The organism is Spirillospora sp. NPDC047279 (genome assembly GCF_040643285.1).
Classification (GTDB): Bacteria; Actinomycetota; Actinomycetes; order Streptosporangiales; family Streptosporangiaceae; genus Spirillospora.
In genome coordinates, this window is the sequence record NZ_JBEYUA010000008.1 from 353247 (window position 1) to 378303 (window position 25057).

Annotated in this window: 20 protein-coding genes; 12 read left to right on the forward strand and 8 right to left on the reverse strand. The window is 71.9% G+C overall.

Translation table 11 applies throughout. The annotated features are described in order from the left end of the window. The first annotated feature begins 14 nt into the window (after nt 1–14). From ABZ810_RS22795 to ABZ810_RS22815, 5 genes are all read left to right on the forward strand, one after another. Nucleotides 15–1940: a fumarate reductase/succinate dehydrogenase flavoprotein subunit gene (locus ABZ810_RS22795; protein ID WP_358406125.1), complete on the forward strand. Its 1926-nt coding sequence runs from the start codon at nt 15–17 to the stop codon at nt 1938–1940. After that, complete coding sequence (locus ABZ810_RS22800) at nt 1937–2707, forward strand: succinate dehydrogenase/fumarate reductase iron-sulfur subunit (RefSeq protein ID WP_358406127.1); 771 nt, start codon at nt 1937–1939, stop codon at nt 2705–2707. The genes ABZ810_RS22795 and ABZ810_RS22800 overlap by 4 nt, the downstream gene beginning before the upstream one ends. A 283-nt stretch (nt 2708–2990) precedes the next feature. Next, nucleotides 2991–3665, forward strand: a complete 675-nt coding sequence (locus tag ABZ810_RS22805) for a Crp/Fnr family transcriptional regulator (protein WP_358406128.1) — start codon at nt 2991–2993, stop codon at nt 3663–3665. 153 nt (nt 3666–3818) lie between these two features. Continuing rightward, complete coding sequence (locus tag ABZ810_RS22810) at nt 3819–4808, forward strand: LysR family transcriptional regulator (protein WP_358406130.1); 990 nt, start codon at nt 3819–3821, stop codon at nt 4806–4808. 99 nt (nt 4809–4907) lie between these two features. After that, entirely contained in the window at nt 4908–6215 is a 1308-nt protein-coding gene (locus ABZ810_RS22815) for a M14 family zinc carboxypeptidase (RefSeq protein ID WP_358406131.1), read from the forward strand. A gap of 108 nt (nt 6216–6323) precedes the next feature. Here the strand turns inward: ABZ810_RS22815 and ABZ810_RS22820 are convergent, their stop codons facing one another. The 4 genes from ABZ810_RS22820 to ABZ810_RS22835 form a co-directional block, all read right to left on the reverse strand. Then, nucleotides 6324–7076 (reverse strand): succinate dehydrogenase/fumarate reductase iron-sulfur subunit, encoded by a 753-nt coding sequence (locus ABZ810_RS22820; RefSeq protein ID WP_358406133.1) that lies wholly within the window; start codon nt 7074–7076, stop codon nt 6324–6326. Next, nucleotides 7076–9016 carry a fumarate reductase/succinate dehydrogenase flavoprotein subunit gene (locus ABZ810_RS22825; RefSeq protein WP_358406136.1) on the reverse strand — a complete coding sequence of 647 codons (1941 nt, stop codon included), beginning with the start codon at nt 9014–9016 and terminating at the stop codon, nt 7076–7078. The genes ABZ810_RS22820 and ABZ810_RS22825 overlap by 1 nt, the downstream gene beginning before the upstream one ends. 2 nt (nt 9017–9018) lie before the next feature. Next, nucleotides 9019–9717, reverse strand: coding sequence for a succinate dehydrogenase cytochrome b subunit (locus ABZ810_RS22830; protein WP_358406138.1), 699 nt, complete (start codon nt 9715–9717; stop codon nt 9019–9021). A gap of 141 nt (nt 9718–9858) precedes the next feature. Then, nucleotides 9859–11079, reverse strand: a complete 1221-nt coding sequence (locus ABZ810_RS22835) for a SpoIIE family protein phosphatase (RefSeq protein ID WP_358406141.1) — start codon at nt 11077–11079, stop codon at nt 9859–9861. 349 nt (nt 11080–11428) lie between these two features. On the opposite strand from ABZ810_RS22835, the gene ABZ810_RS22840 reads away from it, so the two are divergent. Then, nucleotides 11429–13135, forward strand: coding sequence for an ABC transporter ATP-binding protein (locus ABZ810_RS22840; RefSeq protein ID WP_358406142.1), 1707 nt, complete (start codon nt 11429–11431; stop codon nt 13133–13135). After that, nucleotides 13132–14850, forward strand: a complete 1719-nt coding sequence (locus tag ABZ810_RS22845) for an ABC transporter ATP-binding protein (protein ID WP_358406145.1) — start codon at nt 13132–13134, stop codon at nt 14848–14850. The genes ABZ810_RS22840 and ABZ810_RS22845 overlap by 4 nt, the downstream gene beginning before the upstream one ends. Before the next feature lie 43 nt (nt 14851–14893). Here ABZ810_RS22845 and ABZ810_RS22850 read toward each other — a convergent pair whose 3' ends face one another. Beyond that, a complete protein-coding gene (locus ABZ810_RS22850; protein WP_358406146.1) occupies nt 14894–16972 on the reverse strand; it encodes a prolyl oligopeptidase family serine peptidase in 2079 nt (692 codons plus the stop codon). A 176-nt stretch (nt 16973–17148) separates the two neighbouring features. On the opposite strand from ABZ810_RS22850, the gene ABZ810_RS22855 reads away from it, so the two are divergent. The 4 genes from ABZ810_RS22855 to ABZ810_RS22870 are packed head-to-tail and all read left to right on the forward strand — an operon-like array spanning nt 17149 to nt 20698. Continuing rightward, nucleotides 17149–18582 carry a serine/threonine-protein kinase gene (locus tag ABZ810_RS22855; protein ID WP_358406148.1) on the forward strand — a complete coding sequence of 478 codons (1434 nt, stop codon included), beginning with the start codon at nt 17149–17151 and terminating at the stop codon, nt 18580–18582. 45 nt (nt 18583–18627) lie between these two features. Continuing rightward, entirely contained in the window at nt 18628–19524 is an 897-nt protein-coding gene (gene mshB, locus ABZ810_RS22860) for an N-acetyl-1-D-myo-inositol-2-amino-2-deoxy-alpha-D-glucopyranoside deacetylase (protein WP_358406150.1), read from the forward strand. Nucleotides 19525–19553: 29 nt separating this feature from the next. After that, a complete protein-coding gene (locus ABZ810_RS22865; RefSeq protein WP_358406153.1) occupies nt 19554–20174 on the forward strand; it encodes a DUF6113 family protein in 621 nt (206 codons plus the stop codon). 11 nt (nt 20175–20185) lie between these two features. Next, nucleotides 20186–20698 carry a flavin reductase family protein gene (locus ABZ810_RS22870; RefSeq protein WP_358406154.1) on the forward strand — a complete coding sequence of 171 codons (513 nt, stop codon included), beginning with the start codon at nt 20186–20188 and terminating at the stop codon, nt 20696–20698. Between the two features lie 85 nt (nt 20699–20783). On the opposite strand, the gene ABZ810_RS22875 is transcribed toward ABZ810_RS22870, so the two are convergent. From ABZ810_RS22875 to rocD, 3 genes are all read right to left on the reverse strand, one after another. Further along, the gene (locus ABZ810_RS22875) at nt 20784–22400 is read right to left on the reverse strand and encodes an MFS transporter (protein ID WP_358406157.1); all 1617 of its coding nucleotides are present in this window, start codon (nt 22398–22400) and stop codon (nt 20784–20786) included. Continuing rightward, complete coding sequence (locus ABZ810_RS22880; protein WP_358406160.1) at nt 22397–23020, reverse strand: PadR family transcriptional regulator; 624 nt, start codon at nt 23018–23020, stop codon at nt 22397–22399. The genes ABZ810_RS22875 and ABZ810_RS22880 overlap by 4 nt, the downstream gene beginning before the upstream one ends. Before the next feature lie 197 nt (nt 23021–23217). After that, a complete protein-coding gene (rocD, locus tag ABZ810_RS22885) occupies nt 23218–24411 on the reverse strand; it encodes an ornithine--oxo-acid transaminase (RefSeq protein ID WP_358406161.1) in 1194 nt (397 codons plus the stop codon). A 185-nt stretch (nt 24412–24596) separates the two neighbouring features. Here rocD and ABZ810_RS22890 point away from each other — a divergent pair, with 185 nt between their 5' ends. Next, a complete protein-coding gene (locus ABZ810_RS22890) occupies nt 24597–25052 on the forward strand; it encodes an Lrp/AsnC family transcriptional regulator (protein ID WP_358406162.1) in 456 nt (151 codons plus the stop codon). Nucleotides 25053–25057: the final 5 nt, after the last annotated feature.

The following is a 25057-nucleotide window of genomic DNA, read 5'->3' on the forward strand; positions in this document are numbered from 1 at the left end:
GGGACCCCGGGATCATGACTGAGATCGAGAGGCACTCGTACGACGTCGTCGTCATCGGCGCGGGCGGGGCCGGGCTGCGCGCCGCCATCGAGGCCCGCCTCCAGGGCAAGAAGACGGCGATCATCTCCAAGTCGCTGTTCGGCAAGGCCCACACGGTGATGGCCGAGGGCGGTGCCGCCGCGGCCATGGGGAACGTCAACCCGAACGACAACTGGCAGGTGCACTTCCGCGACACCATGCGCGGGGGCAAGTTCCTCAACAACTGGCGCATGGCCGAACTGCACGCCAAGGAGGCCCCGGACCGCGTCTGGGAGCTGGAGCACTGGGGCGCGCTGTTCGACCGCACCAAGGACGGCAAGATCAGCCAGCGCAACTTCGGCGGGCACGAGTACCCGCGGCTGGCGCACGTCGGTGACCGCACCGGCCTGGAGCTGATCCGCACCGCCCAGCAGAAGATCGTCGCCCTCCAGCAGGAGGACCACGCCGAGCACGGCGACTACGACGCCCGCCTCAAGGTGTGGGCCGAGACCACCGTCACCCGGCTGCTGCTCGACGGCGACAAGATCTGCGGCGCGTTCGCCTACGTCCGCGAGACCGGCAAGTTCGTCGTCTTCGAGGCGCCCGCCGTCGTGCTCGCCACCGGCGGCATCGGCAAGGCGTTCAAGGTCACGTCCAACTCGTGGGAGTACACCGGCGACGGCCACTCCCTCGCGCTGCTCGCCGGCGGCACGCTCCTCAACATGGAGTTCGTGCAGTTCCACCCGACCGGCATGGTCTGGCCGCCGTCGGTCAAGGGCATCCTGGTCACCGAGTCGGTGCGCGGTGACCGCGGCATCCTCAAGAACTCCAACGACGAGCGCTTCATGTTCGGATACATCCCCGAGGTGTTCAAGGACAAGTACGCGACCACGCCGGAAGAGGGCGACCGCTGGTACGACGACCCCGACAACAACCGGCGGCCGCCGGAGCTGCTGCCGCGCGACGAGGTCGCCCGCGCCATCAACTCCGAGGTCAAGGAGGGCCGCGGATCGCCGCACGGCGGCGTCTTCCTCACCGTCGTCGGCCGCATGCCGGGCGGCGCCGAGGAGATCAAGCGCCGGCTGCCCGCCATGCACCACCAGTTCAAGGAGCTGGCGGACGTCGACATCACGCAGGAGGCGATGGAGGTCGGTCCGACCTGCCACTACGTGATGGGCGGCGTCGAGGTCGACCCCGACAGCGGGGCGGCGCTCGTGCCCGGCCTGTTCGCCGCGGGCGAGTGCTCGGGCGGCATGCACGGTTCCAACCGCCTGGGCGGCAACTCGCTGACCGACCTGCTGGTCTTCGGCCGCCGCGCCGGTCTCGGCGCCGCCGAGTACGTCGACTCCCTCGAGGCCCGTCCGGCCGTTCCCGAGGCCGAGGTCGAGGCGGCCACCACCGAGGCGCTCGCCCCGTTCGAGCGCAAGGGCGGCGAGAACCCGTACGCGGTGCACGCCGAGCTCCAGACGACCATGAACGACCTGGTCGGCATCATCCGCAAGAAGGAGGAGCTCGAGCAGGCCCTGGCGGCGCTCGACAAGCTGCGCGAGCGCGTGGCCAACGTCAGCGTCGACCCGGTCGCCGTCAACGACGGCCGCGGTTACCACCCGGGCTGGCACCTCGCGCTCGACCTGCGCAACATGCTGCTGGTCTCCGAGGCCGTGGCCAAGGCCGCGCTCGAACGTGAGGAGAGCCGCGGCGGCCACACCCGCGAGGACCACCCGGGCATGTCGGCCGACTGGCGCAAGGTCAACCTGGTCTGCCGGCTGGCCGGCGACCCCGACAACCCGCGCGTCGAGCTCAAGCGCCAGCCCATGGAGCCCATGCGCGAGGACCTCATCACCCTCTTCGAGACCGACGAGCTGAAGAAGTACCTCACCGCCGAAGAACTGCCCGGCGCGAGCAAGGAGACCGACGAATGAGCTACGAGGCCAAGTTCCGGGTCTGGCGCGGCGACGAGGGCGACGGCGAGCTCACCGACTACGAGGTCGAGGTCAACGAGGGCGAGGTCGTCCTCGACATCATCCACCGTCTCCAGGCCACCCAGGCGCCCGACCTCGCGGTCCGCTGGAACTGCAAGGCCGGCAAGTGCGGCTCCTGTTCGGCCGAGATCAACGGCAGGCCCGCGCTGCTGTGCATGACCCGCATGTCGACGTTCGAGCCGGACGAGACCATCACGGTCACCCCGGTCCGCACGTTCCCGGTGATCCGCGACCTGGTGACCGACGTGTCCTTCAACTACGAGAAGGCGCGCCAGATCCCCTCGTTCGACCCGGGCGACACCAAGCCGGGCGAGTTCCGCATGCAGCAGGTCGACGTCGAGCGCTCGCAGGAGTTCCGCAAGTGCATCGAATGCTTCCTGTGCAACAACGTCTGCCACGTCATCCGTGACCACGAGGAGAACAAGCCCGGCTTCGCGGGCCCGCGTTTCCTCATGCGCATCGCCGAGCTGGAGATGCACCCGGCCGACGACGCGGACCGCCGCAACATCGCCCAGGAGGACCACGGCCTGGGCTTCTGCAACATCACCAAGTGCTGCACCGAGGTGTGCCCCGAGCACATCAAGATCACCGACAACGCGCTGATCCCGATGAAGGAGCGCGTGGTGGGCCGCCGCTACGACCCGGTCGTGTGGCTGGGCAGCAAGCTCGGCATCGTCAAGAAGGGCCAGGACACCCCGTCCGCCTGAGCGTGGAGAAAGGCCGGTCCCCGCCCCCGGGGACCGGCCTTTTCTCGTTCTGGCGCGCCCGCCGGTGGACACGCCGGCGGGCGGCGTGCCCCCGTCACCGCCGCCCGCCGGTCCGCCGTTCCCCGTGAACGCGATGTCGCGCGAACGGCCTCGGCCGTACGCGCCGCGAACCACCCTCGCCCGTCCGGAGCACGGTGAATAGGGAGAAGTGCACACAACGCGTGATGCATTCGTGATTTCACAGAGGATTGCGGGCCGTCAGGTTCGCTCTAGCGTGAGACCCATGAACCCCCTGGAACCGGGTTCGTTCCTCGCGGAGCTCACGCCGCCGGAACGCGCCGACCTCGAAGCGCGCGGCCGGGTCAGGACGTTCGAGCACGGCGAGGTGCTCTTCACCGAGGGTGAGTCGTCGACGTGGGTGGCCGTGCTGCTGGCGGGCCGGGTCAAGGCGTACTCCTGCCACGAGCGCGGGGGAGAGGCGCTGCTCGCGGTGCGCGAGCCGGGCGTCCTGCTCGGCGAGGTGGCCGCGATCGACGGCCTGCCGAGGTCGGCGACGGTCTCCGCGCTGGAGCCGGTACGGGTGCTGGCGCTGACGGCCGACGAGTTCATGGGGTTCCTCAGCGCGCACGGCCGGGTGTCCATCCTCATCATGCGGATGCTCTGCCACCGGTGGCGGGACGCCGACCGCAAGCGGGTGGAGTTCGGCATGTTCGACGCCACCGGGCGGGTGGCGCAGCGGCTGGTCGAGCTGGCCGAGCGGTTCGGCGTGCCGCACGAGCGGGAGAGCGTGCGGATCACGCTGAACCTGTCGCAGGAGGAGCTGGCGGGCTGGGTCGGGGCGTCCCGGGAGGCCGTGAGCAAGGCGCTGCGCACGTTGCGGCGGCACGGCTGGATCGAGACGGGCCGCCGCCGGGTGATCGTCCACGACCTCCAGGCCCTGCGCAGGCACGCGCGCTGACCCGCCCGGCACGCGCTGACTCGCCGGCACGCGCTGACCCGCGCCGATCCCCGGTCCTGACGTCCGGGCTGACCCCGGCATGACCCGGGGGTTTTCGATAGCCCTACGCTATCTCCGGGGGCGGTGGGGCGTAGCCAGGGGGTGAGACACAGCGTGCAGCTGCAACAGCTCGCGTACTTCGTCGCCGTCGCGGAGGTACGGCACTTCACCCAGGCGGCGGAGCTCCTGCGCGTCGCCCAGCCGTCGTTGTCCAAGCAGATCCGGGCGCTGGAGACCGAGCTCGGCGCGTCGTTGTTCAGCCGGGCGCGCGGCAACATCACGCTGACGCCGGCCGGAGAGGCGCTGCTGCCGCTGGCCAAGCGCATCCTCGCCGACGTCGACACCGCGCGCCTCGAGGTGCAGGAGCTCGCCGGGCTCAGGCGGGGACGGGTGCGGCTCGGCGCGACCCCGTCGTTGTGCGCCGGGCTGCTCGGGGACGTGCTGCGGCGGTTCCACGACAACTATCCGGGCGTCCAGCTGCTCGTGGAGGAGGGCGGTTCGCGCGACCTGGTGCGCGAGCTGACCCGCGGGTCGCTCGACCTGGCGCTGGTGATCCTGCCACTGCACGGCGACCCGCCGCTGGAGACCGCGCCGATCCTGCGCGAGCACCTGGTGGTGGCGTCCCCGGCGGGCGGCTCCGGCATGCCGCGCCGCCCGTACCTGCAGATCGAGGACCTGCGCAACCGGCCGCTGGTGATGTTCAGGTCCGGGTACGACCTGCGCGAGGCGACCATCGGGGCCTGCCGGGCGGCCGGGTTCGAGCCGCGGTTCGCGGTCGAGGGCGGCGAGATGGACGCCGTGCTCCGGTTCGTCGAGGCGGGCCTGGGGATCGCGGTGGTGCCCAGCATGGTGCTCGCCGGGCGACCCGGGCTGCGCGGCACCCCGCTGGTCCTCACCGACCAGGCGGACGACGCGGCGCCGCGCCGCGCGGCGCCGGGATCGGGGCTCCTGCGCACCATCGCGCTCGCCCACCGCAAGGACGTCGACCTGACCCACGCCGCCCGCGCGTTCCAGGCGACCCTCGAGACCTTCCTGGTCGAGGCCGCGCTCGCGGGCAGCCTCCCCGCCGGAGTCGAGGCTCTCGTCAACGACAACCCTCACTGATTCCCGGTCCGCGCTCTCGGTGCATCTTGACGGCCACGGGGCCTGAAGACGGCCTTAGGGTCCGGTTAGCGCAAACGATCTCTAGCCCCTGGAGTCGTCATGCATTCGTCCCTCCGCCTCGTCCCGTTCGTCTCCGTGCCGCTGGCGTTCGCCGTGACGGTGGCGCCCGCCCTGACCGCGCCCGCGAGCGCCGCCCCCGTTCAGGCCCCCGCTCGGGCCTCCGCGCAAGCCGCGTCCGTCCAGGCTCCCGCCGCGCCCGAGGAGTGCAGCGAGGAACCGCGCGACCTGCCCACCTGGAAGTTCATCGACTACGACGAGATGCGCCGCGAACTCGCCCGGATCGAGCGCGCCAGCCGCGGCCGGGTCCAGGTGAAGACCGTCGGAAAGTCCAACCGCGGCCGTTCGATCTACACCGCGACCGTCGGCACCGGCCCGAAGACCTTCCTGGTCAACAGCGAGATCCACGGGAACGAGAAGACCGGCACCACCGCGCTGCTGCGCATCCTGACGTGGCTCGGCACCTCCGACTCCCGGGAGGCCCGCCGGCTCCGGAGCACGATCACGTTCGTCGCCATCCCGAAGATCAACCCGGACGGGGCCGAGCTGGACCGGCGCGGCAACGACAACGCCTGGTCCGAGGTCCAGCAGGACTTCCCGCAGCTCGCCGGCCGCCCGCCCGCCTGGAACTACCTCAACACCTCGCTCCAGGGCGACGACTACACCCGGAAGCCGGGCTTCGACCTCAACCGCGACTTCAACCCCGACCTGAACTACGTGCCGAAGCCCGAGGACGTCCCGGGCGAGTCGGCGCTGCCGGGCTGGTTCCTCAACCCCGAGTCCCAGACGCTCCGGAACGTCTACACCGGCCTGCGCGCGCGCAAGGGCAAGGTGGACGTGTACGTCGACCTGCACCACCAGGGCGCCTGCGTCCGTGAGGACGCGCAGAACCGGCTGCTGGACGTCGCGGTCGACTACCCGCCGCTGCCCGACAGGTTCTTCGAGCCCGGCCAGAAGTACGCCCGGTACGCCGACACGTACGCCAAGGACTTCTCCAAGCAGCTCGCCATCAGCGCGTTCAAGGGAATGGACGGGCGCGGCTACATCCCGGCCCGCTACCCGCACGCGCCGACCCGCGACCTGCCCGGGCAGGCCCGCTGCTCGCTCGCGATGATCGGCACCGGCACCGTGCTGTTCGAGGTGCGCGGGCAGACGCAGACGATGGGCCACTACCGGTCGGAGCGGTTCACCCGCGCGGTCACCGCGGGCCTGACGTCCATGCTGAACGACCTGTCGACCGGCAGGGTGCACGGGTACGACCCCGACTCGTTCGAGCAGCTGCCCGGCACGGTCGAGGACGCCGCCGCCACCGCCTACCGCCACGTCCACGACGGGCCTGACGCCGAGTAGCCGGGTCGGAACCCCGAGAGTGGATGAAGGGGCGCCCCGGTCGCAGTGCGGTCCGGTGGCGCCCCTTCGCTCGTGGGGGCCGGCGCCCGTCCGGGCGCCGTCAGGCGGTCACTTCCTCCTGCCTCCCGCGGTGGCCTTCAGGTAGTCGCCGTTGAGGCGGCCGATGAAGTCCAGGGAGATGCCCTTCGGGCAGGCCGCGGTGCACTCGCCGGTGTTGGTGCAGCCGCCGAAGCCGGCCTCGTCGTGCGCGTCCAGCATGTCGACGACGCGGTCCCAGCGTTCCGGCTGGCCCTGCGGCATCAGGCCGAGGTGGCTGACCTTGGCGCCCAGGAAGAGGGACGCGGAGCCGTTCGGGCAGGCCGCCACGCACGCGCCGCAGCCGATGCACTCGGCGGCCTCGAAGGCCTTGTCGGCGTCCGGCTTGGGCACCGGCGTCGCGTGGGCCTCCGGCGCGGTCCCGGTCGGGGCGGTGATGTAACCGCCGGCGGCGATGATGTCGTCGAACGCGGAGCGGTCCACGACCAGGTCCTTGACGACCGGGAACGCCTTGGCCCGCCACGGCTCGACGTCGATCGTCTCGCCGTCCTCGAACTTGCGCATGTGCAGCTGGCAGGTCGTGGTCATCTTCTCCGGCCCGTGCGGGGTGCCGTTGATGACCAGCGAGCACATGCCGCAGATGCCCTCGCGGCAGTCGTGGTCGAACGCGACCGGCTCCTCGCCCTCGGCGATGAGCCGCTCGTTCAGGACGTCCAGCATCTCCAGGAACGAGGCGTCGGGGGAGATGTCGTCGATCTTGTAGACGACCATCCGGCCCTTGTCCTCGGGCCCGCTCTGGCGCCAGACCCGCAGTTTGAGCTTCATTACTTGTACGACCTCTGGCTCGGCTTGACGTACTCGAACTCCAGGGCCTCCTTGTGGAGGACGGGCTGCTCGTCCTCCCCGGCCCATTCCCAGGCGGCGACGTAGGCGAAGTTGACGTCGTCGCGCTTGGCCTCGCCGTCCTCGTCCTGGCTCTCGGCCCGGAAGTGGCCGCCGCAGGACTCGGCGCGGTGCAGCGCGTCGATCACCATGAGCTCGCCCAGCTCGAGGAAGTCGGCGACGCGGCCGGCCTTCTCCAGCTGCTGGTTGAGCTCCTCGCCCTTGCCGGTGACCTTGACCCGCTCCCAGAACTCCTTGCGGAGCGCCGGGATGAGCTCCAGCGCCTTGCGCAGGCCCTCCTCGGTGCGCTCCATGCCGCAGTACTCCCACATGATGTGGCCGAGCTCGCGGTGGAAGGAGTCGACGGTGCGGTCGCCGTCGATGGAGAGCAGCCTGTCGATCTGGCTCCTGACCCGCTCCTCGGCCTCGGTGACCGGCTGCCCGCCGACCTCGCCGAGGTCGTGGGTGGCGATGTAGTTGCCGACGGTCGCGGGGAGGACGAAGTAGCCGTCCGCCAGGCCCTGCATCAGCGCGGACGCGCCGAGGCGGTTGGCGCCGTGGTCGGAGAAGTTGGCCTCGCCGATGACGAACAGGCCCGGGACGGTGGACTCCAGGTCGTAGTCCACCCACAGGCCGCCCATCGTGTAGTGCACGGCGGGGTAGATGCGCATCGGGCGCTCGTAGGGGTTCTCGCCCGTGATGCGCTCGTACATCTCGAAGAGGTTGCCGTACTTGGCCTCGACCGCCTTCAGGCCGAGCCGCCCGATCGCGTCGGCGAAGTCGAGGTAGACGCCCAGGCCGCCGGGGCCGACGCCGCGGCCCTCGTCGCAGACGTACTTGGCGGCGCGGGAGGCGATGTCACGCGGCACCAGGTTGCCGAACGAGGGGTAGATGCGCTCCAGGTAGTAGTCGCGCTCGTCCTCGGGGATGTCGGCGGGACGGCGTTCGTCGCCGGCCTTCTTGGGCACCCAGACGCGGCCGTCGTTGCGCAGCGACTCCGACATCAGCGTCAGCTTGGACTGGTGGTCGCCGCTGACCGGGATGCAGGTCGGGTGAATCTGGGTGTAGCACGGGTTGCCGAAGTAGGCGCCGTGCTTGTGGGCCCGCCAGGACGCCGTGACGTTGGACCCCATGGCGTTCGTCGACAGGAAGTAGACGTTGCCGTAGCCGCCCGAGGCCAGCACGACCGCGTCGGCGGTGTAGCTCTTGATCTCGCCGGAGATCAGGTCGCGGACGACGACGCCGCGCGCCCGGCCGTCCTCGATGATCAGGTCGAGCATCTCGTGGCGGGCGTGCAGCTCGACGTTGCCCGCGTCCACCTGGCGCATCAGGGCCTGGTACGCGCCGAGCAGCAGCTGCTGGCCCGTCTGGCCGCGCGCGTAGAAGGTGCGGGAGACCTGCGTGCCGCCGAACGAGCGGTTGTCGAGCAGGCCGCCGTACTCGCGGGCGAACGGCACGCCCTGCGCGACGCACTGGTCGATGATCTGCGTGGAGATCTCGGCGAGGCGGTGCACGTTCGACTCGCGGGCGCGGAAGTCGCCGCCCTTGACCGTGTCGTAGAAGAGGCGGTGCACGCTGTCGCCGTCGTTGCGGTAGTTCTTGGCCGCGTTGATGCCGCCTTGTGCGGCGATCGAGTGCGCCCGCCGCGGGCTGTCCTGGAAGCAGAACTGGATGACGTGGTAGCCGGCCTCGCCGAGCGTGGCGCCGGCGGAGCCGCCCGCCAGGCCGGTCCCGATGATGATGATCTTCTTCTTGCGCTTGTTGGCCGGGTTGACGAGCTTGGCCTCGAACTTGCGCGTGGTCCAGCGGTCCTCGACCGGGCCGGCGGGAGCCTTGGCGTCGGCGATCGGCTCGCCGCTCTTGTAGAAGCTGTCGTCGGTCATGTTCAGCTCACCCATCCGAAGGTGACGGAGACGGGCACCGCGATGAAGCCGAGGGCCACCACGGCGCCGATCGTGGCGGCGAGGGCGCGCAGCGCGCGGTCGTTGCGCGGGGTGCGGAAGCCGAGGGTCTGCACCGCGCTCCAGATCCCGTGCCGCAGGTGGAGCCCGACCAGCAGGACGGCGACGACGTAGAACGCCGTGATGTACCAGTGGGACGGCTGGAAGTCCTGGATCACGCGCTCGTAGGGGGTGGCGTCGCGGCCGGCCGGGTTGACGACGAGGAACGTCATGTCCAGCAGGTGCCAGACCACGTAGAGCGCGATGATGATGCCGCCGTACCGCATGGTGTGGACGGCGTAGCCCTGCGCGTGCGACTTCTTCCTCGACCTGTACTTCACCGGGCGGGCCTTGGAGGCGCGCTTGGCCAGCGACACGGCCGACCACAGGTGCAGGACGACCGCGACCAGCAGGACGACCTCGAGGACGGTCAGGACCGTGCGATACGGGACCGCGGGCTCACCGATGGTCCGGATCCAGTGCGAGTAGTGATTGAAGTCCTCCGCGCCATAGAAGATCTTCAGGTTCCCGACCATGTGCGCGATCAGGAACAGCACGAGGATGCCGCCGGTGACGGCCATGACCGCCTTCTTACCGACGGTCGACCGGTAGATCGCAGGTATCGCTATAGCCACAAGGCGCACGGTATGACCGGTTCGAAGGATGGATCCAAGTCATCACCGCACTTGTTTCGATAGCCACAGGCTATGAGACGTGCAGTAGCGGGCTTTCCTTGCGCTTTACCCGCGGTGAAGGGTGAGAGACCTCACACGACCTGCAGGAACTTAGCCCCTTGCGTCGCGGGAGAGGAGCAGAACCGCCAGGTCGTCGGTGAGCGCGTCGCCGTTCATCTCCTCGACGCGGGTGACGAGCTCGTCGACCAGCGCCCGGCCGGTGACGCCGCGGGCGCGGGTACGGCGGGCGAGCTCGACCAGGCCGTCGGTGCCCAGCCGTGCGGAGCCGGCGCCGATGCGTCCCTCGATGAGCCCGTCGGTGTAGAGCAGCAGGCCCCACGACGACTCGCCCAGGTCGATCTCGGTGGTCGGCCACTCGGCGTTCGGTACCAGGCCGAGCGCCGGGCCGTGCGCGTACTCGGGCAGCGCGCTCACCTCGGCGCCGCCCCTGCCGTCCTCGCGGAACAGCAGCGGCGCCGGGTGGCCGGCCAGGTGCATGCGGGCGGTACGGCGGGACGGCGCGATCGTGATCATGCACAGCGTGGTGAAGATCTCCTCGCTGCGCCGCTCGTGCCCGAGGACGGTGTCGAGGGTGCCGAGGAGCTGCTCGCCGGAGTGCCCGGCCAGCACGAGCGTGCGCCAGGCCATGCGCAGCTGGACGCCGAGCGCCGCCTCGTCGGGGCCGTGCCCGCAGACGTCGCCGATCATGAGGTGCACCGCGCCGCCCTCGGTCTGCACGGTGTCGTAGAAGTCGCCGCCCAGCAGGGCGCGGCGGCGGCCGGGCCGGTAGCGGGTGTGGTGCCGCAGCGCGTCGTCGTCGATCAGCGGGACGGGCAGCAGGCCGCGCTCCAGCCGGGCGTTCTCGCGGCCCATGATGCGGGCCTCGACCAGCCGCCGCTCGGACTTCTCGGCGCGCTTGCGCTCGATCGCGTAGCGGACGGCGCGGGCCAGCAGCGGCCCGTCCACCTCCTGCTTGACCAGGTAGTCCTCGGCGCCGGCGGCCACCGCCCGCACGCCCAGGTGGACGTCGTTGATGCCGGTCAGCACGATGACCGCGGCCTGCTCGGACAGGGCGAGCACCTGGCGCAGGCCCTCGATGCGGTCGATGTCGGGGGCGGACAGGTCGACGATCATGCAGTGGGTGCGGCGGGTGAGCTTGCGGCGGGCGGACTCCAGGCCCTCGGCCTCGGTGATCCGCACGTCCAGGCCGCTGTCGGCGAGCATCTTGTCGACCATGAAGACATCGGCCGGTTCGTGGCCGATGAGGAGGAGGTCGATCCTGTCCTCGGCGCCGGAGGCGACGGGGGGCGGATGATGACTGGTGGTGCTCACAAAGAGTTCCGATTCCGGAGGTTCGCCGGAGGGGCGAAGCGGCGTGCGCGGGCCTGGCGTGGATCGTGGCGACGACGGCCTGGCCGCGGCGGAGACCCCCAGGGGATCAGGTCCGGCGGAGCGGGCCGCGCCGGGGCGGCGGCATCTGCTTAGCCGCCGGGTTCCCGGCTCATGGAGCGGTGAGAACGTGGCTCCGTACGCCCTCGACCATAGCGTCTCTGATCACGTTCGCGCATCCCCGGAGGGTGTCCTGGGGTGACGTGCAGGAGATGTGAGGCTTGCTGGAAAAGTTCCCGTCGGCCGAAAAATAAGTCGAAGTTCGCAGCGGGTGATGCCTACTCTCCACCCTGTGAAGGCGCTGCCGGTCGCGGACCCCGGGACCCCGGACCACAGATCACCGGCGCGCTACCTCCTCTGGCTGTCCCGGACCCAGGTTCGTCCGATCATCGCGGGCGCGGTGCTCGGCGTGATCTGGATGCTCAGCCAGGCGCTCATGCCGGCCGCCATCGGGCGGGCCGTCGACGCGGGGGTGGCGGCCAAGGACGGCGCGGCGCTCGTGACGTGGGCGGCCGTGCTTCTCGGCCTGGGCGCCGTCCAGGCCACCAGCGGCGTGATCCGGCACCGGATGGCCGTCTTCAACTGGCTGGCCGCCGCGTACCGCACCGTGCAGATCGTCGTCCGCCAGTCCACCCGCCTCGGCGGCACCCTCCCCAAACGGCTGAGCACGGGCGAGGTGGTGAGCGTGGGCGTCTCCGACGTCGCCCACATCGGCGACGCGCTCGACATCCTGTCGCGCGGCTCCGGCGCGGTCGTGGCGATCGTGACGGTCGCGGGCATCCTGCTCGCGGCCTCGCCGCCGCTCGGCCTGGTCGTGCTCATCGGCGTCCCGGTGATCCTGGCGCTCGCCGCCCCGCTCATCAAGCCCTACCGCGAACGCGAGCAACGCCACCGCGAGCTGGTCGGCGAGCTCAACACCCACGCCACCGACCTGGTGGCCGGGCTGCGCGTGCTGCGCGGCATCGGCGGCGAGGACCTCTTCGCCGCCCGCTACCGCGCCGAGTCGCAGCGGGTGAGGGCGGCGGGCGTGCACGTGGCCCGCGCCGACTCGCGGATGAGCGGCGCCGAGGTGATCCTGCCCGGCCTGCTGGTCGCCCTGGTGACCTGGCTCGGCGCCCGGTTCGCGGTGGCGGGCACGATCACCCCCGGCCAGCTCGTGGCGTTCTACGGCTACGCGGTGTTCCTGATCCACCCGCTCAAGACCCTCGGCGAGGCCGCGAGCAAGCTGACCAGGGGTCACGTCGCGGCGGGCCGGGTCGTCCGGCTGCTCGACATCGAGCCCGAGATCCGGCACACCGGCACGGCCCGCCCGGACGGGCCGCCCGGCGACCTGGTGGACGCCGCGTCCGGCCTGGTCGTCCGGCCCGGCCTGCTCACCGCAGTCGCCGCGTCCGACCCGCGTGACGCGCGGGCCATCGCCGACCGCCTCGGCCGCCACGCCGACGGCGACGTCACCTACGGCGGCCTGCCGCTGGGCGACATCGCCGCGGTCCGGGAGCGCATCCTGGTCGCCGTCAACGACGACCGGCTGTTCTCCGGCCCGCTGCGCGAGACGCTCGTCCCGCCCGGGCGCCCGGAGGCCGACCTGCACGCCGCCGTGGCGGCGGCGAACGCCGAGGACATCGTCGAGGCGGTCGGCTTCGACGCCCACGTGGCGGAGTCCGGCCGGGAGTTCTCCGGCGGGCAGCAGCAGCGGCTGCGGCTGGCGCGGGCGCTCGCCGCCGACCCCGAGGTCCTGATCCTGGTGGAGCCGACCAGCGCCGTCGACGCGCACACCGAGGCGCGCATCGCCGAACGCCTGCACGCCGCCCGCGCCGGCCGCACCACCGTCGTCTGCACGACGAGCCCGCTGATGCTCGACCGGGCCGACCACGTGGCGCACGTCGAGGGCGGCACGGTCGTCGCGGCGGGCGGCCACCGCACGCTGCTGGCGTCCGAGCCGCGCTACGCGGCCACCGTGACCAGGGGAGACGGAGAGATCGTCCGGGGGAGCGCATGAGCGCCGAGATCCTGCCGGTGGCGACGCCCGCGCAGGTGCGCGCGTACGCCCGGCGCCTGACGTTGCGGCATCCGCGCGCCCTCGCCGCCGCGCTGGCCCTGCACGCGCTCGCCGCGGTGGCGGGGCTCGTCACCCCGTGGCTGCTCGGCGACCTCGTGGAGGACGTCCAGGACGGCACCGCCGACATCGACACCGTCGGCCTCGCCATCGCCGCGTTCGTGATCGTGCAGGGCCTGCTGATCCGCTACGCCCACCTGGCGTCCGCGCGGCTGGGCGAGCGGGTGCTGGCCGAGCTGCGCGAGGAGTTCGTCGACCGCGTCCTCGCCCTGCCGCTCTCGCGGGTCGAACGCGCCGGCACCGGCGACCTGGTCACCCGCACGTCCCGCGACGTCGACGCGCTCGCGACGACCGTCCGCTACGCGGTGCCCGAGACGCTGATCGCGATCGTGGTGTGCACGCTCACCCTCGGCGCGCTCGCGCTGGTCGGCCCGCTGGTGGCGCTGCCCTGCCTGGTGACCGTGCCGCTGCTGTGGGGCGTCATGCGCTGGTACCTGCCCCGCGCCCACGCCGGCTACCTGCGCGAGAACGCGACGTGGGCGGAGATGACCGACGGCATGGCCGAGACGGTCAACGGCGCCCGCACGGTCGAGGCCCTCCGCCTGCACGACCGCCGGCACCGCCGCGTCGACGGCGACATCGCCGCCACCTACGCCGTCGAGCGTTACACCCTCGGCCTGCGCACCGTCCTCTACCCGGTGATCGAGATGGGCTTCGTCCTCCCGGTCGCGGCGACCCTCCTGGTCGGCGGGTTCTTCCACATGCACGACCTGGCCTCCCTGGGCCAGGTCACCGCGGCGACCCTCTACGTCCAGCAGCTGATCGGCCCGGTCGAGATGTTGCTGAGCTGGCTCGACGAGCTCCAGCTCGGCGGCGCCTCCCTCGCCCGCCTCCTCGGCGTCGGCACCGTCGCCCCCGACCGCAGCCCGAACGGAAGACGCCCCGCCGGCACCGACCTCACCGCCCGCGACGTCCACTACGCCTACCGCCCCGGCCATGACGTGCTGAAGGGCGTCGACCTCTCCCTCCGTCCCGGCGAACGGCTGGCGATCGTCGGCCCCAGCGGCGCCGGCAAGTCCACCCTGGGCCGCCTCCTGGCGGGCATCGACGGCCCCCGTCTCGGCTCGGTCACCGTCGGCGGCGACGTTCCCCTGACCGAGCTCCCCCTGGACGACCTGCGCGGCCACGTCGCCCTGGTCACCCAGGAGCACCACGTCTTCCGCGGCACCGTCCGCGACAACCTCGTCATGGCCCGCCCCGACGCCTCCGACGACGACATCGCCACCGCCCTCGCCGCCGTCGACTGGGACGGCCCCGACCTGGAGACCACCGTCGGCTCCGGCGGCGCACCCCTCTCACCCGCCCAGGCCCAGCAACTCGCCCTCGCCCGCCTCGTCCTCGCCGACCCCCACACCCTCGTCCTGGACGAGGCCACCTCCCTCCTCGACCCCCGCGCCGCCCGCCACCTCGAACGTTCCCTGGCCGCCGTCCTCGACGGCCGCACCGTCGTCGCCATAGCCCACCGCCTCCACACCGCCCACGACGCCGACCGAGTCGCCGTGGTCGAGTCAGGCCGAGTCACCGAACTGGGCACCCACACCCAGCTCCTAGCCGCCCAGGGCCCCTACGCCGCCCTCTGGGACTCCTGGCAGCGTTGAATCGGCTTCGCGGCCTCGGCGCCGAGCCCTCGCGGGCTCCTCCTCAGGTGAGGTTTCTCTTGAGGTAGTCGACCTGGAGGTGGAGGAGGTTTTCGGCGACCACCTCCTGGGGGGTCATGTGGGTCACGCCGGAGAGGGGGAGGACGGTGTGGGGGCGGCCGGCGGCGACGAGGGCCGAGGAGAGGCGGAGGGTGTGGGCGGCGACGACGTTGTCGTCGGCGAGGCCGTGGATGATCAGGAGGGGGCGCTCCAGCTTGGGGGCGTCGTCGATGAGGGAGTTGGCGGCGTAGTTCTCCGGCTCCTCGTCGGGGTGGCCCAGGTAGCGCTCGGTGTAGTGGGTGTCGTAGAGGCGCCAGTCGGTGACGGGCGCGCCCGCGACGCCCGCGTGGAAGACGTCGGGGCGGCGCAGGACGGCCAGCGCGGCCAGCCAGCCGCCGAACGACCAGCCGCGGATGCCGACCCGGTCGAGGTCGAGGGCGCCGGGGTGGCGGCGGGCGGCCTCCTCGAGGGCGGTGATCTGGTCCTCGATCACGGGACCGGTGAAGTCGCCGCGGACCGCGCGGTCCCAGGCGGGGCCGCGGCCCGGGGTGCCGCGGCCGTCGGCGATCACCACGGCGAAGCCCTGGTCGGCCAGCCACTGGGCCTCGCAGAAGGCGCGGCGGACGGCGAGGACGCGCTGGGCGTGCGGGCCGCCGTACGGGTCCAGGAGGACGGGCAGGCGGCCCTGGCTGGGCTCCCAGGAGGACGGGAGGACGACGGCGGTGCGGATCTCCTGGTCGCAGGCGCGGAGGAGCTCGACGTTCGGTGTGATCACCGGGGTCTCGGCGCGGGATTCGACCGGGTGGGCGCCGTTGGCGGTGCGGACCTCCGCGGAGACGCCGTGGCGGTCCAGGAGGGAGCCGGTCAGGACGGTGGTCCCGCCTGAACGGGTGCCGCTGAAGACGCCCTGGCCCTCGGTGAGGCGGGTGACGCCGCCGGGGCCGTAGGAGTGGACGTGGACCTCGGTCGGCTCCTCGGAGGCGGTGAACAGGATGGTGTCGTTCTCTACCGCGAGGATCGAACGGACCTGGAGGCCGGGCGGCGTGACCGGGTCGCCGGAGATGGTGATGCGGCGGGTGTCGGTCGCCGGGTCCTCGGTCGTCCAGACCAGGTCGCCCTTGCCGGTGCGGGCCGGGACGCCGGACACGACGTCGGTCCAGACCGGGTCGTGCTCGTTGTGCAGGAGCGTGGTCTCGCCGTTGGTCGGGTCGACGCTCAGCACCCGCTGGGAACGCTGGTCGCGGGACTGGACGACGACCAGCAGGCCGTGCCGGTCCCACGAGGCCGTGACCACGTACGGGAACTCGCCGCGGTCCCAGGCGACGCCGAGCCGGCCGCCGTCCACCTTCAGCAGGACGAGGGACACGATCGCGTTGGGCGTGCCGGCCGCCGGATAGGCGATCTCGGTGGCGGGCCGTTCCGGGTTGGCGGGGTCGGCGATGTGCCAGCGCTGCACCGGCGTCTCGTCGACCCGCGCGACCAGCAGCGAGCCGCCGTCGGGCGCCCACCAGTAGCCGCGCATGCGGCCCATCTCCTCGGCCGCCACGAACTCGGCGAGCCCGTACGACACCTGGTCGCTCTCGGGCGTGACCAGCGCCCGGTCGTCGGTGCCGTCCAGCTCGGTCACGCGCAGCGTGCGGCCCGAGACGTAGGCGACCCGGCGCCCGGCCGGGTCGAGCCGCGGGTCGAAGACCGGCGCCTGCGCGTCGAGACCGCGCACGGCCCCGGTGACCAGGTCGGCCACGTACAGCCGACCGCCCAGCGTGAACGCGGCCTGCCGGGCGTCCCGGTCGACGGCGTAGCCCACGATGCCGCCGGCCTGCTCGCGGGCGCGCTCGCGGCGGGCGCGCTCCTCGGCGGGCAGGTTCTCCTCGCCCGGGACGTCGAGCGCGGCCGGGTCGGCGATCAGCCGTTCCGCGCCGGTCGCCGTGTCGAGGGCCCACAGGCAGGTGACCGGGTCGTCGCCGGCCTTGGTACGCAGGAACGCCACGTACGACTCGTCCGACGCGATCTGGAAGGCGCGGGGCACACCGAGGGTGAACCGCCGGGTGCGCGCGCTCTGCCGCGGAAAGCTGATGGTCATGACTCGAAAGTCTGCCAGCCGGGCCCGCTCGCCGCGTCCCACGGGGGCCAAAAGGATTCGTCGCGCGATCTTGGGTTGTTCGCCGTGGATCGGGAACAACCGGTGCTGCCTTTTAAGGTCGCGTAGGCTCAAGGCTTTCCCCATTGCGCGACGACGGCGTTTCAGAGGAGAGGTCCATGCCTGAACTACAGCCGGGCGATCCAAGGCGGCTGGGTTCGTACGAACTGCTCGAACGGCTAGGCGAGGGCGGGCAGGGTGTCGTTTACCTGGGCAGGGACCCCTCCGGTAACAACTTTGCGGTCAAGTTGCTGCGGGCCGATCTGACCGAGGACGAGTCGGCGCGCAGCCGGTTCGTGCGCGAGGCCCAGGCGGCCAAGCAGGTCGCGCGGTTCTGCACGGCCCAGATGGTCGAGGCGGACGTGGCGGGCGACCAGCCCTACATCGTCAGCGAGTACGTGCCGGGGCCGAGCCTCTACAAGCAGGTCAAGGAGCAGGGGCCGATCACCGGGGCCGCGCTGGAGCGGCTGGCGATCGGCACCGCGACCGCGCTGGTGGCCATCCATCAGGCCGGGATCGTGCACCGCGACTTCAAGCCGCACAACGTTTTGATGGCGCCGGACGGGCCGCGGGTGATCGACTTCGGCATCGCGCGGGCCCTGGACGCCGGTCAGACGGCGGCCACCAAGGCGATCGGGACGCCGTCCTACATGGCGCCCGAGCAGGTCGCCGGGGCCACGCTGACCGAGGCCGTGGACGTCTTCGCGTGGGCCGCGACCATGGTGTACGCGGCGACGGGGACGCCGCCGTTCGGCGACGACACGGTGATGGCCGTGATCAACCGGGTGCTCCACGAGCAGCCCTCGGTGGAGGGCGTGCCCTCCGACCTGCGCGGGCTCATCTCCGCGTGCCTGGCCAAGGAGCCGGAGCGGCGGCCGACCGCGCAGCAGATCATGATGAGCCTCATCGGCACCGGGCCGCAGGCGACCCGGACCGACGACCCGGCGGAGACCACGCGGATGATGGCCGCGGGCGCGGCCGGCGCGGCGGCGGGGGCCGCCGCGGGCGCGGCCGGGGTCTCGGCCGCCGACCAGACGATGGCCTACGACAGCCGCACGCAGCGTATGGGCGCGGCGGGCGGGAGCACGCTGCCGGGCACCCTGCCGCCCGCGCCTCCGGGCCGGTACGAGCCGGAGCCCAGGGGCGGCGGCAAGTGGCCGATCATCGCGGGCGTGGCGGCGATCCTGCTCATCGCGGTGATCGTCGGCGCGGTGCTGGCGTCCAACCGCGACCGGGACCCCGCGACCCCGGTCGACAGCCCGTCGGTCAGCGAGTCGGAGTCCAGCACGACGCCGGACGACGAGACGACCGAGCCGGAGCCGACGGAGGAGCCGACGACCGAGCGGCCCACCACCCGTCCGACCACCCAGCGGCCCACGACCCCGCCGCCCAGCACCCCGCCGACGTCCACGACGCCGACGAGCGAGCCGACCACCGAGGAGCCCAGCACGCCGCCCGCGGGCGGCGACGACGGTGAGGGCGGCGGCACCGGCGAGGGCGCGGGAACGGGCACCGGCCGGAGCGTGGACGGTGGTTCCGCGCACGGTCGGTAGGGCGGGCATCGGCGCGGTGCGCCGTCGTCGGTACGCTCGGTTCCTATGAACCAGCCGCGGATCCTGTTCGTCCACGCCCATCCGGACGACGAGTCCATCGGGACCGGGGCGACCATGGCCAAGTACGCGGCCGAGGGCGCCCACGTCAGCCTCGTCACCTGCACCCTGGGCGAGGAGGGTGAGGTCATTCCCGGAGGGCTGCGCCACCTCGCCTCCGACAAGGAGGACCGCCTCGGCGAGTTCCGGATCGGCGAGCTCGACGCCGCGTGCGCCGCGCTGGGCGTCGCCGACCACCGGTTCCTCGGCGGCCCCGGCCGCTGGCGCGACTCGGGGATGATGGGCGGCGCCACCAACGACGATCCGCGCTGCTTCTGGCGCGCCGATCTCGACGAGGCGGCGGGACAGCTGGTCCCGGTCGTCCGCGAGGTACGGCCGCAGGTGATCATCACCTATGACGAGCGCGGCAACTACGGCCATCCCGACCACATCCAGGCCCACCGGGTCGCACGGCGGGCGTTCGAGCTGGCCGCCGACCCCGCGTACGGCGACGGCGAACCCTGGCGGGCCGCCAAGTTCTACGCCTACGCGACGCCCCGCACCGTCCTGGCACGCGCCATCGCGGTGATGCGCGAGGCCAAGCTCCCGTTCGACCGGGTGGCCGGGCTGGACGAGCTGGGCTCGGGCGTGCCCGACGACCGGATCACCACGATGGTGGACGCCCGGCCGTACCTGCCGGCCAAGCTGGCCGCGCTGCGCGCCCACCGCACCCAGATCGAGGTCGCGCCGGACGAGGTCGGGCCGTTCTTCGCGCTGTCGAACGGCCTCGGGCAGCAGGCGTTCGGCACCGAGTTCTTCATCCTGCTCGACGGGGAGCGCGGTCCCGCCGCCCCCGGCGGCCGGGAGACCGACCTGTTCTCCGGCCTTCCGGCCGGGCAGGGCTGAGCGGGCCGCGCCCGGATACCCTGACGACCGTGAACAAGGACGACGACGCCTGGCTGTCGCTGGACAAGGACGCCGAGCAGGGCCGGGCGAAGGACGCCGGGCAGGGCTCTCCGCGGCAGCAGGGGCCGCTGCCGCCGCCGCAGGGCCCGCTGCCGCCGGACCTGGCGCACCTGGCCTACGGCGGGGGCCCCGTGCCGCCGCCGGCCAGCGGCCCGGCGGGGAACGGCGGGCCGCCGTTCACGCTGGGGCCGCGGGCCGAGGCGTTCATCGGCGGCGCCGCCTACGGCGCGCTCGGGCTGGTGGGCGCGATCGTCGGCCTGGTCGGCTCGTTCGCCCAGGACTGGACGCTCGGCTCGTTCCCGCTCGTCGCGATCCTCCTCGTCCCGGTCACGTTCGGCCTCGTCCGGCTGTCGGGCTGGGCGATGGGCACCCGGCTCGGCGCGCTGATCCCCACGCTCACCTGGGGCGTCGTGGTGTTCCTCATGTCGCAGCGGCGGCCCGAGGGCGACCTGGTGATCCCGGGCAACCTGCCCGGCTACGTCTACCTGGTCGGCGGCATGCTGGCGGCCGTGATCGCGATCGGGACCGTCCCCGCGCGGAGCGGGTCGGGTGACTGGCTGCTGAGGGGCGCGAACCGTACTCCCGGGTAGGTTGTTGTTCCGTGAACCTCGAGCCCCTGGTCGACCCGCTGCTGTACCGGCAGGTCGTCGGCCGCTTCGCCACGGGAGTGGCGGTGGTGACCACGGTGGCGGACGGGACCGACCACGCGATGACCGTGAACGCGTTCACCTCGGTCTCGCTGGACCCGCTGCTGGTGCTCTTCTGCGCCGAGAAGGTCGCGCGGTTCCACGAGGTGGTCCTGGAGAGCGAGACCTGGGCGGTGTCGGTGCTCACCGAGGAGATGCGCGACGCCTCGCAGTGGTTCGCGACCCGCGGGCGCGTCCTGTCGGGGCAGCTGGACGGCTGGCCGCACGTCCGCGGCCCGGTGACCGGGGCGCCGATCTTCACCGGCGCGGTGGCGGCGATGGAATGCCGTACGCACGCGGTGCACGACGGCGGCGACCACAGCATCGTGGTGGGCGAGGTGCTGCACCTCGACGTCCCCGACCCGCAGGGCAGGCCCCTGGTCTTCTACGCGGGCGGCTACCGCTCGATCGCGCCCGAAGACCCGTGACGACCCGTTCCCCGTTCCCCGTGCCCCGAAGACCTGTGATCCGGCGTCCCGTGCGGGGCGGTGGCGCCGCCCCGCACGGGACCGATCAGCCGGCAAGGCCCGCGGGGGCGGGCTTCGAGGCGTCCGGCGCGGCCGGGGCCCGGTAGCTGCGGACGCCGAAGCAGGCCGCGGCGCCCAGCAGCACCAGGACGACCGGCAGCAACATCGTGGGCTTCATGGCGTCCACGAAGCCGTGCTTGAAGACCGCTTCGCCCAGCTCCTGGAGCTGCTGCGCGAGGCCCGGCGGGGTGCCGGGCGGCAGCTGGCCGGGCGCGCCGTGCTGGCCCGCGCCGACCTCGAGCCCGCCCTTGGCCGCTTCCGCGAAACCGTTGACGAAGCCCTCGCGGGACTCCGGCGGCAGCGCGGCCGAACGTTCGGCGGCCTCCTCCCGCAGCGAGCTCGCCAGCTGGTTCTGCAGGATGGCGCCGACGGCCGCGCTGCCCAGCACCGAGCCGACCTGGCGGACGGTGTTGTTGACGCCGGACGCGGCGCCCGCCAGGCGGGGCGGAACGTTCCGGGTGGCCTCGGTGGTCATCGGCGCGAACACGCCGCCGATGCCGACGCCCATGACGGCGAACGGCAGCATGAACGCGGTCCACGGGGTGCCCACGTCCGCGACGGCCAGCGTCCACAACACGCCGACCGAGTACAGCGTGAGGCCGCCCATCAGGATGAACTTGCCGCCGATCTTGTCCGACAGCCGGCCCGCGACCGGTGCCAGGAACATCGAGACGACCGACGACGGCGCCATGACCAGCCCGGCCTTCAGCGCGCTGAAGCCCTCCACCGACTGGAGGTAGATCGTCATCGGCAGGAACATCCCGATCATGCCGACCGAGACGGTCGCGCCGACGAAGTTGAGGATCGCGAAGTTGCGGTCCTTGAACAGCGCGAACGGCACCAGTGGCTCGTTGCCCTGCTTGCTCCGCTGGTGCAGCAGGAACGTCGTGAAGAGCACCGCCGCCGCGGCGACGAGGGCCCAGATCCAGCCGTTCCAGTCGTACTTCTGGCCCTCGGTGAGCGCGAACGTCAGGCAGAAGAGCGAGGCGGTCGCGAGCACCACGCCGGTGACGTCGAACCGGTGCCGGACGCTCCGCTCGTTCACCGGCAGGATCGGCACCGCCATCGCCAGCACGATGATGCCGATCGGCAGGTTGACGAAGAAGATCCACCGCCAGTCCAGCGTGCTGACCAGCAGGCCTCCCAGCGTGGGCCCGGCGATGGTGGACACCCCGGCCACCGCGCCCCACACGCCGAGCGCCGCGCCGCGCCGTTCCGCCGGGAACGTGTCGATGATGATCGACATCGTCTGCGGCATCAGCAGCGCCGCGCCCAGGCCCTGCACGGCGCGGGCGGCGATGAGCTGCGCCGGGTCCTGGGAGATCCCGCAAGCCAGGCTGGCCAGCGTGAACAGCGCCACACCGGCGATGAACAGGTTCTTCTTGCCCCACAGGTCACCGAGCCGGCCGGTGGTGATCAGCAGCACCGCCAGCACCAGGATGTAGGCGTTGTTGACCCACAACACCTGGTCGAGCGTCGCCGGCAGCTCGTCGATCATGTTCGGGATCGCGATGTTGACGATCGTGAGGTCGAGCAGCGTCATGAAGAACCCGAGGGACAACGTGAGCAGGATCGCCCACGGGTTGCCACGCCACTTGTTCATGCGTGCTCCTTGTCGGGGCCGGCGTCGCCGGCCGTGTCGATCCGGCTGATCATGGAACCCGGTTCCCAGTCGACGCGGCCGGCGGCGATGTCGGCGACGAGGGTCTGGACGTACTCCAGCTCGGTCCTGAGCTGGGCGATCTTGAGCTCGCCGTCCAGCAGCCTGGCCCGTTCCAGCCCGCGTTTGCGCAGCGCGTCGTACGCCGTCCGCTCGCCCGCGACCTGCGCCTCCAGCGCCACCGCGCGGCTGCGCAGGTGCGTGAGGGCGTCGGCGGGGGAGGTCAGGGTGATCACGGCCAGCCCCGAGCCGAACAGCGGGAACTCCGGCGTGTACCGGGCGAGGATGTCCGCCAGCCGGTTGAACGCGGTGTCCCGGCCGGCCTCGGTGACCGTGTAGACGGTGCGCTCGGGCCGCCGCCCCTCGCGGCTGGTCTCCCTGGGCTCGATGAGCCCGTTGGCGGCCAGCCGCTCCACGGTGTTGTAGAGCGACCCGTGGGTGAGCTTCACCGCCTGGTCGTACGCGCGGAGGCGGATCTGCTGCTGGATCTCGTACGGGTGCATCGGCTGGTCGCACAGCAGCCGGAGCACGATCAGCGCCAGCGGTGTGATGGGTCGTGACATGTCAGCCTTCAGCCTGAAACCAATTAGTCCACTTAGACTAATCCAGATGGACCTCGGCTGTCATCGCGACCCCGGACGACTGTGGCCGGGAACACCCGCCGGAAACTCGGGCCGGAAACTCGGGCCGGAAAAGCGGCGAGGGCTTCCCACGTCGTTGGGGGAAGCCCTCGTCCAGTCCCCGTGGAGGGGAGCCCTCGTCAGCCCTTCAGGGCGATCTCGAGTTGGTCCAGCGCCCAGTCCAGGTCCTCGCGGCTGATCACCAGCGGCGGGGCGAGGCGGATCGTGGTCTCGTGCGTCTCCTTGGCCAGGACGCCGAGCTCCATCAGCCGCTCGCTGACCGGGCGGGCCTTGCCGTGCAGCTCGACGCCCGCCCACAGGCCGCGGCCGCGGACCTCGCGGACGACGTCGGTCGGCAGGTCGCCGAGGCGCTCGTGCATGTGGCGGCCCAGCTCGCGGGACCGCTCCTGGAACTCGCCGGTCTCGAGCATCGCCACGACCTCGCGGGCGATCGCGCAGGCCAGCGGGTTGCCGCCGAACGTGGAGCCGTGCTGGCCCGGCTTGAAGACGCCGAGGACGTCGGAGTCGGCGATGACGGCCGACACCGGCATGATGCCGCCGCCCAGCGCCTTGCCGAGGATGTAGACGTCCGGCACGACGCCCTCGTGCTCGACGGCGAACGTGGTGCCGGTGCGGCCGAGGCCCGACTGGATCTCGTCCGCGATCATCAGCGAGCCGTTGGCCGTGCACAGCTCGCGGACGGCCTTCAGGAATCCGCTCGGCGGCACGTTGACGCCCGCCTCGCCCTGGATCGGCTCGACGAGCACGCCGACCGTGGAGCCGTCCATCGCGGCCCGCAGCGCCTCGGCGTCGCCGTACGGCACGGTCCGGAACCCCGGCGTGTACGGGCCGAACGAGTTCTTGGCGTCCGGGTCCGTGGAGAAGCTCACGATCGTGGTCGTGCGGCCGTGGAAGTTGCCCTCGAACGTGATGATGTTGGCCTGGTCGGCGGGCACGCCCTTGACCTCGTAGCCCCACTTGCGGGCGGTCTTGAGCGCGGTCTCGACGGCCTCGGCGCCGCTGTTCATCGGCAGGACCATGTCCTTGCCGGCCAGCGCGGCCAGCTCGGTCACGAACGGGCCGAACTGGTCGTGGTCGAACGCCCGGCTGACCAGCGTCACCCGGTCGAGCTGGCGCTTGGCCGCCTCGGTGAGGCGGGGGTTGCGGTGCCCGAAGTTGACCGCCGAGTAGGCGGCCAGCATGTCCAGGTAACGGTTGCCTTCCACGTCGGTGACCCAGGCCCCGTCGGCCTCCGCGATCACGATGGGGAGCGGATGGTAGTTGTGCGCGCTGTGCTCCTCGGACATCGTCCGCAGCTCATCGCTTCGTGTCACGACTCTCCTTCGGCCTGTCGGCCCGGCCTCGGCCGGCCGGGATCGCTGATGACACCGGGGGTGTCCCGGTGCCGACGGGGGGTGGGAGGGGCCGACGGGAGTGGTGGCAGTCGGTCCCCGGGCCAGCGTATGTTCGGGATTAACCGACGACCAATGACGAAATACAACTTTGGGGGAGATATTCATTGCGTATTGACGAGCTTGACCATCGAATCGTTGCGCAGCTCCTCCAGGACGGCCGGGCGTCCTACGCGCAGATCGGTGACCGGGTCGGACTGTCGGCGCCCGCCGTCAAGAGGAGGGTCGACCGGCTCCGCGCGGACGGCGTGATCACGGGCTTCGCGGCCGTCGTCGACCCCGCCGCGCTCGGCTGGACGACCGAGGCGTTCATCGAGATCTTCTGCACCGGCGCGACGTCCCCCGACGAGATCTACTCCAGCATCCGCAAGCACCCCGAGGTGGTCGCCGCCTACACCATCAGCGGCGACGCCAGCGCGCTCGTGCACGTGCGCGTCCGCGACATCCAGCACCTGGAGCAGTCCCTCGAACGCCTCCGGCGGGAGGACAACATCACCGCCACCAAGACGGCGATCGTGTTGTCGCGGCTGATCGGCCGGCCGATCGACGCCCCGTCGGCCTGACCCCC